Consider the following 14,473-nt stretch of genomic DNA (forward strand, 5'->3'; position numbering starts at 1 on the left):
TAAATCCCTATTTGGTTTGCCAGATATGTTGTTGATAATCTTGGATAGCACGGTCAGAACTAAATTTACCCATTCGAGCGGTATTTAGTACAGTACTACGTGTCCAACCTTGAGCATCACGATATCGAATATCAATTTGCTTATGGGCATGGCAGTAAGAGGCAAAATCAGCCAGAACTAAATAAGGATCACCACCGTCAGTCAGGCTATGTAACATGAGATCAAATGAGTGCGTATCTCCGTGGCTGAACTCACCGTTGGCGAGAGAAACAAGAATATCTTTCAGATGATGATCTTGTTGGAGTACATTTTGTGGATTGTAGTTGCTGTTCAGTAAGGCTTTGGCTTCTTCCACGGTTTTTCCGAAGATAAAAATATTGTTGTTGCCAACTTGTTCTGCGATTTCGACATTCGCTCCATCCAGTGTTCCGATGGTTAGTGCACCGTTTAAGGCTAATTTCATATTGCCTGTACCAGAGGCTTCTTTGCCCGCAGTGGAGATTTGTTCTGATACATCGGCAGCCGGGATCATCAGTTCTGCTGCGGAAACATTGTAATCGGGGATAAAAGCAATTTTGATGCGATCACGGACAATAGGATCATGATTGATCTTTTCGGCGGCATGATTGATAGCTGAGATGATGTTTTTTGCCAGATAGTAGCCGGGAGCTGCTTTGGCACCGAACAGGAAGACACGGGGATGGATATCCAAGGCTGGATTTTCCTGAATCTGCCGATAAAGTGACAAGATATGGAGCAGGTTCAGATGCTGACGTTTATATTCATGCAAACGTTTTATCTGTATATCGAAAATAGCATGGGGATCAATCTTGAGTCCCATTACTTTATTGACATAGTTAGACAGGCTAATTTTATTGTCTTGCTTAATGGCTCGATAGGTTTCACGGAAGGCAGAATCGTCGGCATAAGGCTCGAGTTTCTTCAAGACAGCAAGATCATGAATCCATTCATGACCTAATGTTTGGTCAAGTAGTGAAGAGAGTGCTGGATTACACTGTTTTAACCAACGACGGGGGGTTACACCATTAGTCACGTTGTGGAATTTAGTTGGCCACAATTGATAATATTCGGGGAACAAATCTGTCACGATCAGGGATGAGTGCAGAGCTGCGACCCCGTTGACAGCAAAGCAGGCGACAACACAAAGGTTAGCCATTCTTACTTGATTATCATGAATAACCGCCAATTTTTCCCAGACTTGTTGGTTATCAGGCCAGATTTGCTCCACGGTTTTTTTAAAGCGTCGATTGATTTCTTGAATGATGCGATGATGACGTGGCAGAAGTTCACTAATGAGTTGTTCATCCCAACGTTCTAGGCCCTCTGGCAGCAAGGTATGGTTGGTATAGGCGAAAGTTTTCCCTGTGATTTCCCATGCTGTTTCCCAATCCAATTGATATTCATCAAGCAAAAGACGCATCATTTCAGGAATAGCAATGGTTGGGTGTGTGTCATTAAGCTGGATAACTTCATATCGCGCCAGCTCTTCTATTTTGCGTCCTGCTTGTTGATGGCGGCGCAGAATATCTGCCACGGCACAAGCACATTGGAAATATTGTTGCATCAGGCGCAGCCGCTTACCTGTCTGGTGATTATCATTAGGATAGAGCACTTTGGTCAGGCTGGCAGCTTCAATGCCTTGTTGTTCGGCATGCAGGAACTGCCCATCATTGAAAAGTGATAGATCAAAGGGACTATCATATGTTGCTTGCCATAGACGAAGAGGTTGAGTTACACCATTGTTATACCCAATCACGGGTAAATCCCATGCTTCGCCAATCAGGTTAAATGCGGGAACCCAAGTTTCATGACCATCGGCAGTTGTCACTATTTCACCACCAAAACTGACGCCAACTTTTAATTGTGTGTTATGGCGGAACCAAGGATAGGACTCGCGTCCCCAATCGTCAGGTGCTTCAATTTGCTGACTCTTTTTAAAAGATTGGCGGAAGAGACCATATTGATAATTGAGGCCATATCCCGTAGCAGATTGATTGAGGGTTGCCATTGAATCTAGAAAACAGGCTGCCAGCCTCCCCAATCCTCCATTGCCTAAAGCGGGATCGGTTTCTTCTTCCAGCAAATCACTCAAAATGATGCCATCTTCTGCCAAATAAGATTGAATATCGTCATGCCAACCAAGATTCAACAAGTTGTTGGCTGTCAGTCGACCTATCAGGAATTCCATTGAGATATAGTTCACATGACGTTGGTTGTCAGGAGATGAATTAACCGGATTCTGTTGTGCGGGAAGAGGGAGTAATTCAGAAACTGCTGCACTAATAGCTTGCCACCACTGATGCGGAGTCATTTCCTGAGCTGAGTTGAGCCCGAAACGTTGCCATTGGCGTGTAAGTGCAGCCTGAAATAAGGCTTTATTGAGCTTCGGGTTTTTATCTAATTCGCATTTTTGATCTAATGTGGATAGTTGCATGGTGTCGTCATCCTGTCACTGAATGAAGAAAATTTGGGTAAGTATTTAGAGGGATATGCTGAAGGTTAGTGACGTGGGAAACATCATCCCGTAAAAATATTCGCAGGGAGGAGTGAAAGGGCGTAGCTATTTCTTTCGAGTTTTTTCGCAATTTCATGGAGAAATAGCAAAATTGCAATCAAAGAATGTGACAAGGTGCAATTTAACACAATGAAATTAATCAACTTGTTTGCAAAAAATGAGTGTTTCTCTACATTTGTTGGGCGTTAGCGAATGTTAATGGTGTAAGTGACTTAATAGTATCAGACAAAATTCAGGTATCAGTTTTATTCATTGTGTGTGAGGGGAAAAAATTAATGCTTATCCCATCGAAACTCAGCCGCCCCCTTCGGCTCAATAATATGGTTATGCGGGAGCGCCTGCTAGAAAAGTTCAATGAAGTTCAGGGTTATCGGCTGGTCTTGGTAACCAGTCCTGCTGGATATGGCAAAACGACATTGATGTCACAATGGGCTGCCGGGCAAGAGCGCCTTGGGTGGTATTCTCTTGATGATAGTGACAATCAGCCGGAGCGCTTTGCCAGCTATTTGATTGCAGCTATTCAGCAGGCAACGCAGGGGCACTGTGTAAAAAGTGACGTGCTGGCCCAGAAACACCAATACGCCAATTTACCTGCGTTGTTTGCGCAATTGTTTATTGAGCTTAGCGAATGGCAGCAACCGATTTTTCTGGTGATCGACGATTATCATTTGATAATGAATGGGCTTATTCATGAAGCAATGCGTTTTTTCCTGCGCCACCAACCAGAAAACTTAACATTGGTGCTCCTATCACGCCATTTGCCATCCTTGGGAATTGCTAACTTACGTGTCCGCGAGCAGTTATTGGAGATTGATAGCCAACAGTTGGCTTTTGATTATCGGGAAACGCAGCAATTTTTCGCCAAGCGGTTAACCAATCCACTGGATTCTGAGCACTGTAAACAGTTATGCAATGATGTTGCTGGGTGGGCTACTGCTTTGCAGTTGATTGCCCTTTCTGCCCGTCAATCTGGTAATACGACTGAAATGTCAGCAAGGCGTCTTTCGGGAATTAATGCCAGTCACCTTGCGGATTACCTTGTGGATGAGGTTTTAAATCGGGTGAATCAGAAGACGCGGAATTTCTTGCTGCATAGTTCTATTCTGCGTTCCATGAATGATGGCCTGATTGTTTGCCTGACGGGAGAGGACAACGGTCAACAACGTCTGGAGGATATTGAACGTCAGGGGTTGTTTATTCAACGGATGGATGATTCTGGAGAGTGGTTCTGCTTTCATCCTTTATTTGCTTCATTCCTGCGCCAACGTTGCCAATGGGAAATGGCAGCAAAATTACCTGAATTACATAGAGCAGCCGTGAAAGGATGGTTGATGCAGGGCTATCCGGGAGAAGCTATTCATCATGCTCTGGCGGCGGGAGATACAACTTTGTTGCGGGATATTTTGTTGCAACATGCTTGGGAGTTATTTAACCACAGCAAACTATCCCTATTGGAAGAGTGCATGAATGCACTGCCATATGAACAACTATTGGAAAGTCCTCGCTTGGTTCTGTTACAAGCATGGTTGGCACAGAGTCAACATCGTTACTATGAAGTAAATGCGTTATTGAATCAGACAGAGCAATCATTGAAACAGAAGCAAATAGCTATTGAGCCGGAGTTACTGGCGGAATTTGATGTTCTGAGAGCTCAGGTAGCGATTAACGATGGTTGTCCGTCTGATGCCGATGCTTTGGCTGAAAAAGCTCTGGCGACCCTACTGCCAGACAATAAATATGGCCGTATTGTGGCGATGTCAGTGAAAGGAGAGGTATTGCATTGCAATGGGCAGTTGGTCAATGCATTGGCTTTGATGAAGCAAACTGAGCAACTTGCCCGCGTTTGTCATGTTTACCACTATGCTTTATGGGCGTTGTTGCAACAAAGCGAAATTTTATTGGCGCAAGGTTACTTACAGGCGGCTTATGATACTCAGACCCATGCTTTTGACTTAATACATGAGCAGCATTTAGAACAATTGCCGATGCATGAGTTTCTGCTCAGGATCCGTTCACAACTTTTGTGGTGTTGGGCTCGTATTGATGAATCAGAAGATGCGGCTCGTCAAGGGCTGGAAGTGTTGGCCAATTACCAGCCACAGCAGCAATTACAATGTCTTACCCAGCTGGCAAAGTGTTCTTTGATTCGAGGGGATATTGATAACGCTCGTCGCTACTTGACCCGCTGCGAAAACTTACTGAGTAATGGACAGTACCATCGGGATTGGCGGACAAATACTGATAAATTGCGTGTCATTATTTGGCAAAGTTTGGAAGATAGCAGTTCGTTGACACAATGGTTGGCACAGGCAGAACGACCAGACAGTTTTTGTAACCACTTCAATCAGAATCAATGGCGAAACATTGCACGAGCACAAATCTTACTTGGTCAATATGGGGACGCTGAATCTATTTTGGAGAAGCTGAATACATATGCCAGAAAATTGGCATTGGTCAGCGATTTAAATCGTAATCTCCTGCTGTGTAATTTGCTTTATTGGCAGATTGAACGTAAAGCTGAGGCTCAGGATGTTTTGATGGAAGCCTTGAGTTTGGCCAATCGCACGGGGTTTATCAGCCATTTTGTTATTGAAGGTGAGCTGATGGCTTTACAACTGCGCCAGCTTATCCAACTTAATATCTTGCCTGAAATGGAACAGCGTAGGGCTCAACGCATTCTTCGGGAAATCAACCGACAGCACCGACATAAATTTGCCCATTTTGACGAAACGTTTGTAGAACAGTTACTCACTCATCCTGACGTGCCTGAGCTTATTCGTAACAGTCCACTTACTCAGCGTGAATGGCAGGTATTGGGGTTGATTTATTCTGGCTACAGCAATGATCAAATTGCCGCAGAACTGGATGTGGCTGCAACCACTATAAAAACCCATATACGTAATTTATATCAGAAAATGGGAATTACTCACCGACAGGAAGCTATTCAGCAGGCACAGAAATTGATGCGAATGATAGGGCTAGGGGTTTAGCGATTATTTCTAAATGTGATTTATTATGTCTTTAATATGAACAATAAATATTAATAAATAACTATATGATTCTTCAAATTTAAATTTTTTTTAAATTTATTTAATATTTTTTATTACATTTTTATGATCTAAATGCGCTTAATCTAATTTCATCGCAATAAGTATGTTTTTTCATTGTTTAATACAACTAATTGTTTAATGAAGTAATTGTTTTGCGGTGTTAATTGTTTAGTGATGTTAGTTTTTTATGCAAATAATTTTTCAATGCAAATAATTACTTTATGCAATGAATTGTTTAATACAACGAATTGTTTAATACAAACTAACTAATAGTGGTGAATGATTATGGAAAATAAAGATCATCTTGAAGATATGCTTTCTCACTTTATTGGTCATGGCCCTTATTTGATTATTGATGGTGAAAAATATATTGACGCGGCATCAGGAACTTTTAATTTGCCGCTAGGCTACACGAATGAGCGGATTGCAGACAAACTCAAACAGCAGATTGATAGATGTACACATTTGAGTTCGGCTTATACACATGAAATGTCACAATATATTTTAAGTAAATTACTTAAACATACACCTAAAGGAGTAGATCGTATTTGGCTGAGAGATGTATCTGGATCTGGTGCAGTTGAATGTGCTATCCGTATAGCGCAAAAATCAACGGGACGTTCAGGTGTTATTTCGTTCTTTCTTGCCCATCATGGACAATCTCTTGCAACAGCACAGATTTCCGGCAATGCGTTCAGAATTAAGGAATTCCATGTAAATATTGATGGTTCGATAAAAATTCCTGCGCCAGCCAGTGTTCTGTCAGAGTCACAATCACAGCCGAATGAAGGGCAATTTGTCGATTTAGAGCAGTTTATTCAGTTAGGTTCTAATGACAATATTGCATGTCTTATTATTGAACCGATTCAGGGGAATGGCGGAAATACTGTTTTCCCTGTGTCTTTCTACCGGAAGATCAGGGAAATCTGTCATCAACATGGCATCATCATTATTGCGGATGAAGTACAGACAGGTTTTGGTCGTACAGGTACGTTTTTCGCCTCGACGGGTTATGCCAAAGAACTGGAACCGGATATCATCGTTTTCGCCAAAGGAGCTGGAGGCATCGGTATTCCAACTGGCGGCGTATTGATGCGCCATTCACTGGATATTCTGGAATCGTTCGAACATTCCAGCACTTCTGGTGCCAACCCACTCTCTTTGGTGGCTCTCAATGAAATCATCGACATTATTGAAGATGATCACATTTTGGAAAATGTGCAACAAAATGAAGCCTACTTGCGTGATGGTTTGTTGAAATTACAGCATCAATATCCAGAGATCACGGGAGTCAGAGGTGTAGGATATATGTATGGCTTTGATACACCAAATCCAGATTTTGCAGCGCAGGCGATAGCCACTGCCAGCCGCCATAATTTGCTCTTACGTGGTTCCCGTTATGGTAAGGGAAAAACAATCAAAGTTCGTCCACCGCTGATTTGCACGCAGGAACATCTGGCGGAAATCCTGCATAAACTGGATCTGACTTTCTCAGAATTAACGGCTATCGCACAGGTATATAAGGAGGTTGCATCATGCTAGCGCTTAAATATCATCAAGCTTGGGATGTTGAAATTCAGCAAGTTGAATCTTTGGCTTGTATTGAACCTGATGATGTTGTTGTTGATATTGCAGTGTGTGGTATTTGTGGCACGGATGTGGGAATTATCACAGGCGCTTACCCTGTTGCAATACCGGGAACCACTTTGGGTCATGAAACCACTGGCGTGGTATCGCAAATTGGCAGCGATGTTACTCAGTTTCAGGTGGGAGATCGTGTTGTGGTCAACCCGACCTACTTTTGTGGGCATTGCCGGATGTGTCAGACGGGAAGTCCTAATCATTGTGAGAGAAAATTGGGAACAGAAGCAGGGGTTTCCTATGATGGCGCGTTCGCAGATCAATATTTGGCAAAAGAAAATTTACTTATCAAGCTGGATGATCATGTCAGCATGGAAGAAGCCTCACTGACTGAACCACTGAGCTGTACACTAACCGGAGTGGATAAACTGGGGATCACCCACACTAATATTCGTGCAGCGGTAGCAGGGGCTGGCCCTATGGGAATGTTGTACATTTGGGCGCTGCATGAGCGGGGCGTACAAGCCTTTATGGTTGAAAAGAATGAGAGTCGAATTCAGTTTGCAAGAGATAATTTGCCTCCGGGAAGCCAGTTGTATTCTGACTTTGATGAAGCACTGGTTCAGGAATATGGTGATACGTCAGCTCTGATTGACTTATGTGTGGATACGACAGGACAGTTGACCGAATACATTTTTAACCATTTGGCACCGGGTGGGAAGTTGCTGAATGTTGCCCTGAAAGACAAACATGCCAATTTGGATATTATGAAAATTGCGGATAAAAGTCTTTCAGTGATAGGTTCCATTGATTCCCTGAATAACAGTTTTGAACGCGCCTATGCCATGATCCGTGATGGTGTAATCCCTGCGGAGCGTTTTATCAGCCAAGTTTTTGATTTCAAAGATTATCAGCAGGCTTTTCTTACTGTTGGTTGTGATATTGCATCGAAAGCTCAAGTTCCTCTCAGTGCACCAAACTGCAAGGTGTTGATTCGTATCTCTGACCTAAAGTAATTGATCGTTTGAAGGACTGTTATTTGATGAATAAATGCAATGTCATTTTTGATATCGACGGAGTGATTGTTGATAGTGAACAATTGCACTTTGATGTATTGCTTGATGTATTAGCTGATGTATCGGGAGAACAGGTATCTGCTCAAATACGTGATATCCAACCCCAGCAATTGATCGGGCTAAGCCTCACGGAAACGTTGAATGAGGTTGGTCTTCCTTCATCAATGCATAAAAGCATTACTGAAAAAATTATTTCTCGTTATCAAGAAAAATTGTCCGCACATTACTTGCGACCGGGGATCACTGACTTGATTGCTGTTTTGCAACAAAATGGCACTAACTTTGGGTTTGTTTCCACCGCGCCGCGTAATGTGTGTTTAGCAAATCTTAGCTTGTTGGAGCTACATGAACAACCTGCCTTGATTTCTGGCGATGATGTGGAAAGAACTAAACCCTTTCCTGATCCTTATTTGGCTATGCTGAAATTGAAAGAGATGGATATTCGGCAAACTTTGGTGATTGAAGATACTGATTTGGGGATTGCGGCGGCAAAACAGGCGGGTATTCCGTGGATATATGCTTGGCCTCATGCTTTGTCGGGAGCGGAACAGTATGGACAAGCTTCCAGCGTCATTAGGAAGTTAACGGATATTCCCCAGTTTTCAGAGATAAGTGCAAATATAGAGCAATAAACATAAGGCAATAAACATAAAGGTAATACCTTGTTGAAGGCCAATATTGGGAGCCTTCCGCCCGAACTGGCGGAAGGCTTTGTTTGGAGGATATCGTTTGGAGGAATTAAGTTGTCTGAAGAATATGCAGTCTCTTCAATAAAACAGCCTATCATGGCAACGCGAATTTCGTTTTTTATTGCGGGATTCAGTATTGCAAGTTGGGCACCACTGATCCCATTGGTAAAAGAACGATTAGGGCTGAGTGACGGTTCAATGGGGATTCTGATACTGATGTTTGGTATTGGTTCTTTCATTATGATGCCAATAGCCGGAATGTTGGCGACGCGCTTTGGCTGCCGGAAGATTTTTACCTTTTTTGCTTTGTTGGCTGTTTTAATATTGCCGAGCCTGAGTGTGTTCTCGACTCCACTGACCTTGGCTTGTGCTTTATTTGTGTTTGGTATGGGAATTGGCGCAACAGATGTGGTCATCAATATCCATGCGGTCAATGTTGAGAAACGAGTACATCAACCGATTATGTCAGGCTTCCACGCATTATTCAGCTTAGGTGGAATTGTGGGAGCCGGTACAGTCAGCCTATTGTTGTTTCTGGGAGTTCCACCATTTCAGGTCACAATTGCTGTAGCAGTATTCGTTATTCTTCTGTTGTTACCAACGTGGAGAGGAATGCTGGATAGCACTGAAACGGAAACGGAGGACACACCATTTTTTGCTTTACCTCGTGGCATTGTTATCCTGATTGGCTCTCTCTGTTTTGTCGTTTACTTGATGGAAGGTTCCATGCTGGATTGGAGCGGGATCTTGCTAAGTAGCGTACATAACATGAGTAGTCATCAGGCAGGTTTTGGCTATACGCTTTTTGCCATTACTATGACTGCGGGGCGATTTCTGGGTGATAAAATCATTGCGGCGTGTGGATATCGGCGTGTGTTTTTAGGCAGCGCGATTTTGGCAACATCAGGTTTTGTTCTAATTTATCTGGCATCAAGCATGACTCAGTTGGGAATTTCTTTCCTGATGATAGGGGCAGGGTTATCCAATTTGGCTCCGATGTTTTTCACCGCTTCAGGCCAGCAGAAAGTGATGCCTGATGCATTGGCAGTTTCTGCCGTTTCGACGATGGGCTATTCCGGGATTCTGCTTGGGCCGGCAATTATTGGTGGTTTGGCGCATCAGGTAACGTTGCATGGTGCTTTTGCCTGTATTGCTGTGCTTTCCCTTTCATTGTTAGCAGGATATAGTTTGATTAATCCGACCAAAAAATAACAGGGTAAATATTGATGAACTTGCAGCAATGTCATTGGTTGAATGAACCTGCTTCATGGCAATGTCAGGATGATGAGCTTCATGTCACGACAGACAATAAAACCGATTTCTGGCGTGATACATGGTATGGTTTTCAGCGTCATAGTGGTCACGTATTTGGTGGCTATATTGATGATTTTAAATTTGAAGAAGGTTTTACTTTCCAGTTTTGTATCGAAGGCCAATTTGAACAATTGTATGATCAGGCTGGCGTTATGTTGTTAGTGGATGAACAACATTGGCTAAAAGCTGGTATTGAACATTCTGATGGACAGGCAACCATCGGTAGTGTATTGACAAATGGGGGTTCTGACTGGGCCATGGGAATTTTCCCTGGTGATCCAGATAAGTTCTGGTTGAGGATCACGTATGGGGATGGAGCGCTCAGGTTGCAATATTCTACTGATGGCGAGACATGGCCATTACTAAGATTGTCTCCTTTTACGATTGACAATAATCAGCGTATTTTTATCGGTGCGATGTGCTGTTCGCCAGAACGTGAAGGATTACAGGTGAAGTTTTCAGATTTCAGACTGACAACATCGTTGAAAAAACACCTGCATGATTTAAGTTAGTGGATTAATTAAATATCCAGATGAAGATTCAATTCAACTTCTTCGATCAATGATACGGGTACTTCGTTCTCTTTGGCTAACTTAGGCCAAAGAGAAACACTTTCCTTCTAAAAATTATCGACCTAAATAATTATCCCAATCCTTCCAAACAGGTTGTAACCCTGATTTAACCAAGGCCTCCGCGACCCGCAAAACAGAACGATTGTCGTGGGGAGTGAATTGTTCTAACTCGTGATGCTCATCGGCATAGCCGCCCGGCTGGGTTTTTGAACCGGCACTGATGTTGTTGATAGCGAGAGGGACAACGTGATCACGGAAGAACGGTGATTCACGGGTGGAGAGGGAAAGCTCTACATCGGGTGCCAGCAGACGGAAAGCGCAAATCAGTTGCACCAGCTCGGCTTCATTCATTAAAGAAGCCGGCTCTATGCCGCCCGCACAGGGGCGTAGTCGCGGAAAAGAGATGGAGTAACGACTTTTCCAGAACTGTTTTTGCAGGAAAAAGAGGTGTTCAGCCACCATATAGCAGTCTGTTCGCCAATTGTGGGATAGTCCAATCAAGGCACCTAGACCAATCTTGTCTATTTCCGTTCGCCCAAGGCGTTCCGGTGTTCCCAGGCGCCAGTGAAAATCCTGCTTTTTGCCTTTCAAATGATGCAATTGATAACTGGGTTGATGGTAGGTTTCCTGATAGACCATCACGCCATCCAACCCCAGAGTTTTCAGTTCAGAGTATTCCTCTTGCGCCAATGGCTGAACTTCCATTGAGACTGAGCTGAAATGGCGGCGGATTAGGGGAAGATAGCGACGAAAATAATCCATACCAACTTTGTTTTGGTGTTCCCCTGTCACCAGCAGGATATGCTCAAATCCTAGTTTTTTCAGTGTGAGACATTCTGCCTCAATCTCCTGTTCATTGAGTGTCTTGCGCTTAATATGATTACTCATGGAGAAACCACAATAAGTACAGTCGTTGGCGCATAAATTGGAAAGATAGAGTGGGATAAAAAATCCCACGGTATTTCCAAAACGCTGGCGAGTGAGTTGTTGTGCACGTTGAGCGAGCGGTTCAAGATAAGGCAATGCCGCAGGAGAGAGCAGAGCCATGAAATCATCCAAGGTCAAACGAGCACTGGTTAGTGCATGTTCAACGTCCTGCGATGTTTTACTGTTGATGCGTAGGGTGATGTCATCCCAATCCAGTTGTTGCCAGCGCTGGCTAAATGTTCGGTCTGTCATAGTACCCCCAGAAAATCAGTCAGTGGACTGGAAGCCTCAGCATGGGATCTCTGGTTTGCCAAACCTGCTTGATGTGAAAGTTCACCCGCTTCAATGGCGGTTTTGAATGCCTGAGCCATTTTCACTGGATTACGGGCAACGGCGATGGCGGTGTTGACCAGCACGGCATCTGCACCCATTTCGATGGCTGCCAGTGCATGGCTTGGTGCTCCGATCCCTGCATCCACAACAACGGGCACGTTGGCCTGTTCGATGATGATTTGTAGAAAATCGCGAGTCAGCAGCCCCTGATTTGAGCCGATAGGAGCACCTAATGGCATGACAGCAGCACAACCGACTTCTTCCAGCCGACGGCACAGGACAGGATCAGCACCACAATAGGGCAGGACGATAAATCCCTCTTTCACTAATTGTTCCGCGCCTTTCAGCGTTTCAATCGGATCGGGCAGCAGGTATTTTACATCGGGGTGGATTTCCAATTTAATCCAGTTAGTTCCTAATGCTTCCCGTGCAAGATGGGCGGCAAATATCGCTTCTTCTGCGGTTTTTGCGCCGGATGTATTTGGCAGTAGTTTGACGCCCAACTGTTGCAGTGGTGTAAGAATGCCATCGTTGTTGCTGTGGAGATCGATGCGTTTCATTGCCATTGTCACCAGTTGGCTACCTGATGCGCGGATTGCCTCGATCATTATGCTGGCATTGGCGAATTTACCTGTTCCGGTAAATAGGCGGGAGTGGAAGGTGGTATCTGCAATTTTTAACATAAAATTAGCCTCCGGCAATATTAGCCACCAGCAATGGCCTGAAACAGTAAGATATTGTCCCCGTCATTAATTTGATGGGTATGCCATTCTGAGCGCGGAATAATGGTTTGATTGATAGCCAAAGCAGTACCTGATTGAGTGCGCTTTATATGTTCAAGCAATTGTTGCACCGTCATGGGGGGAATTAGTGTAATGTTTTGATCATTAACGATAATATTCATACGACTTCTGTTCCTGACCGTTTTTCATCACTCTCATTTTCTCCGGCGGCTATTTCGTTACCGACGGCCCTGCAAATGGAGCACCTTGATGAGGGAGTAAGCTGTAGTGTGCTCCAGCTTTGTTGCTTGCCATCAAACAGCCGGAGTTTTCCGTTTAAGGGTGAAGGAAGACCTGCCAACATTTTTATTGCTTCTAATGATTGCAATGTACCGATCACACCCACAATGGGACCCAAGATACCGGCTGTCCGGCAGTTTCGGTGAGGTTCTTCTTGATCGGGATAAAGGCAGGCATAGCAACCGTGCTGGTAAGGCGGTGTCAATACCAGCAATTGACCACTAAAACCGACGGCGCTGCCGCTGATAAGGGGTTTATTTTCTGCGATACAGGCAGCATTGATGGCATGGCGGGTTGCCATGTTATCGCAGCAATCCAGTACCAGATCGACTTGTCGGACAGCATTAACCAAAGACTCACGATCTTGGCGTTCGGTCAGATCAGTGATATTGATCTGCGGGTTCAGCTCAGCCAGTTGTTTTGCCGCTAATTGGGCTTTGTTAGCAGGAATATCTGCCGTGCGGTAGATAATCTGGCGTTGCAGGTTTGATATATGCAATTTGTCATCATCTGCAAGATAAAGGTTTCCCACTCCTGCCGCCGCGAGATAGAGCGCAGCCGGAGATCCTAATCCGCCAAGGCCGACAATCAGCACCTTGCTGGCTTTTAATTTTTCTTGTCCTTCCGGGCCAATGTCTTCCAGCATTAATTGGCGACTGTAACGCATGAATTCTTGATCGTTTAACATAAAAGCCCCCGTTTCTGATCTTCAGCCAAATTCCGGCCTTCAATCAAATCCTGACCTTCAATTAAATTAAGCAATCTGGCTGTTGCCTGCTGCCAGTCTTTTGCCTTTGTGATAGCACTGACCAATGCCACGCCACCAACACCTGTTGCAATAACATCCGGTACTCTCTCTAATGAAATGCCACCAATGGCGATGGTGGGATATTCAGGTGTCATATCCACTTGATGTTTGAGTGCTTCAAGGCCCTGTGGTGACGAGGGCATCTCTTTAGTGGTGGTGGGAAAAATATGCCCGAGTGCGATATAAGAAGGACGCAGGGATTTTGCCCGCGCCAGTTCCTGTTGATCGTGGGTAGAAATGCCCAGACGCAATCCGGCTTGCTGGATGGTATTGAGATCAGCGATATCGAGATCTTCTTGTCCCAGATGAACGCCATAGGCTTGGTATTTGATCGCCAGACGCCAATAATCATTGATAAATAAACGGGCGTTATAGTGATGACCAAGTGCAATGGCAGCTTGAATATCTTTCTCTACCTGTTCTTCGGCGTGGTCTTTGATGCGCAATTGCAGGGTTCTGACCCCGGCTTCCAGTAATCGCTCGATCCACATTAGGGAATCCACAACAGGATAAAGCCCCAACCGGCGCACGGTTGGAGCAAAAGGGGCTTCTGGGAGTCTCATAG

General features: G+C 44.3%; 12 protein-coding genes. 6 read left to right on the forward strand and 6 right to left on the reverse strand.

What is annotated here, in order from left to right; translation table 11 throughout:
* Positions 1-7 precede the first annotated feature (7 nt).
* On the reverse strand, positions 8-2,455 hold the full coding sequence (malP, locus tag BM135_RS11220; RefSeq protein ID WP_092519810.1) for a maltodextrin phosphorylase: 2,448 nt from the start codon (positions 2,453-2,455) through the stop codon (positions 8-10).
* 356 nt (positions 2,456-2,811) lie between these two features.
* Here malP and malT point away from each other — a divergent pair, with 356 nt between their 5' ends.
* The 6 genes from malT (at position 2,812) to BM135_RS11250 (ending at position 10,758) form a co-directional block, all read left to right on the forward strand.
* Positions 2,812-5,526, forward strand: a complete 2,715-nt coding sequence (malT, locus tag BM135_RS11225) for an HTH-type transcriptional regulator MalT (protein ID WP_092519811.1) — start codon at positions 2,812-2,814, stop codon at positions 5,524-5,526.
* Between the two features lie 345 nt (positions 5,527-5,871).
* On the forward strand, positions 5,872-7,128 hold the full coding sequence (locus tag BM135_RS11230; protein WP_092519812.1) for a class-III pyridoxal-phosphate-dependent aminotransferase: 1,257 nt from the start codon (positions 5,872-5,874) through the stop codon (positions 7,126-7,128).
* The gene (locus BM135_RS11235) at positions 7,122-8,183 is read left to right on the forward strand and encodes a zinc-dependent alcohol dehydrogenase (RefSeq protein WP_092519813.1); all 1,062 of its coding nucleotides are present in this window, start codon (positions 7,122-7,124) and stop codon (positions 8,181-8,183) included. The genes BM135_RS11230 and BM135_RS11235 overlap by 7 nt, the downstream gene beginning before the upstream one ends.
* Before the next feature lie 26 nt (positions 8,184-8,209).
* Entirely contained in the window at positions 8,210-8,875 is a 666-nt protein-coding gene (locus tag BM135_RS11240) for an HAD family hydrolase (protein WP_092519814.1), read from the forward strand.
* A gap of 153 nt (positions 8,876-9,028) precedes the next feature.
* A complete protein-coding gene (locus tag BM135_RS11245) occupies positions 9,029-10,144 on the forward strand; it encodes an MFS transporter (protein WP_175486106.1) in 1,116 nt (371 codons plus the stop codon).
* Between the two features lie 14 nt (positions 10,145-10,158).
* Positions 10,159-10,758 carry a DUF1349 domain-containing protein gene (locus BM135_RS11250; RefSeq protein WP_092519815.1) on the forward strand — a complete coding sequence of 200 codons (600 nt, stop codon included), beginning with the start codon at positions 10,159-10,161 and terminating at the stop codon, positions 10,756-10,758.
* A 114-nt stretch (positions 10,759-10,872) separates the two neighbouring features.
* Here BM135_RS11250 and thiH read toward each other — a convergent pair whose 3' ends face one another.
* Genes thiH through thiE form a run of 5 tightly spaced genes read right to left on the reverse strand, consistent with a single transcriptional unit; the run spans position 10,873 to position 14,471 of the window.
* Positions 10,873-11,997 (reverse strand): 2-iminoacetate synthase ThiH, encoded by a 1,125-nt coding sequence (thiH, locus tag BM135_RS11255; protein WP_092519816.1) that lies wholly within the window; start codon positions 11,995-11,997, stop codon positions 10,873-10,875.
* Entirely contained in the window at positions 11,994-12,761 is a 768-nt protein-coding gene (locus tag BM135_RS11260; protein WP_092519817.1) for a thiazole synthase, read from the reverse strand. The genes thiH and BM135_RS11260 overlap by 4 nt, the downstream gene beginning before the upstream one ends.
* Positions 12,762-12,781: 20 nt before the next feature.
* Positions 12,782-12,982, reverse strand: coding sequence for a sulfur carrier protein ThiS (gene thiS, locus BM135_RS11265; RefSeq protein WP_092519818.1), 201 nt, complete (start codon positions 12,980-12,982; stop codon positions 12,782-12,784).
* Positions 12,979-13,788: a HesA/MoeB/ThiF family protein gene (locus tag BM135_RS11270; protein ID WP_092519819.1), complete on the reverse strand. Its 810-nt coding sequence runs from the start codon at positions 13,786-13,788 to the stop codon at positions 12,979-12,981. The genes thiS and BM135_RS11270 overlap by 4 nt, the downstream gene beginning before the upstream one ends.
* Complete coding sequence (gene thiE, locus BM135_RS11275; RefSeq protein ID WP_175486108.1) at positions 13,782-14,471, reverse strand: thiamine phosphate synthase; 690 nt, start codon at positions 14,469-14,471, stop codon at positions 13,782-13,784. The genes BM135_RS11270 and thiE overlap by 7 nt, the downstream gene beginning before the upstream one ends.
* Positions 14,472-14,473: the final 2 nt, after the last annotated feature.

This window comes from Xenorhabdus japonica (assembly GCF_900115195.1).
In the GTDB taxonomy this organism is placed as follows: Bacteria; Pseudomonadota; Gammaproteobacteria; order Enterobacterales; family Enterobacteriaceae; genus Xenorhabdus; species Xenorhabdus japonica.